Below are 315 nucleotides of genomic sequence, written 5' to 3' on the forward strand. Positions count from 1 at the left end.
CAGAGCGCACGGCATGCCGTGCGCCCACAAAAGCATGAAGCACAACCGCTCATAGCCGCCCGACGCCTCCATCACCGCGTGGGTTGCGCCATGGTTGTGACAGAACAGCCAAAGAGCTGCGATCCCCGTCGCGTCGTTGGTGAAGCGCTCTACCGCCCCGTCGGGCCAGACATGCGCGTCCAGCCAATCCTTCGAAACATCAACTCCACAAATGATCATGTTCACGGTAACCTGCCTTGTGCGTACGGTTGGAGCCAAGCGACTATTCGGTCGTGCGTGACGAAGGCGAAGATCCCAAGCTCTCCCGCGGCTGTA

Annotated in this window: 1 protein-coding gene; it reads right to left on the minus strand. The window is 60.3% G+C overall.

The genetic code is table 11. From position 1 onward, the window contains the following. On the minus strand, positions 1 to 225 hold a 225-nt coding region (locus EN852_RS38205), incomplete at its 3' end, for a transposase (protein WP_135879863.1). Between the last annotated feature and the right edge of the window lie 90 nt (positions 226 to 315).

The organism is Mesorhizobium sp. M2E.F.Ca.ET.209.01.1.1 (assembly GCF_004010375.2).
In the GTDB taxonomy this organism is placed as follows: domain Bacteria; phylum Pseudomonadota; class Alphaproteobacteria; order Rhizobiales; family Rhizobiaceae; genus Mesorhizobium.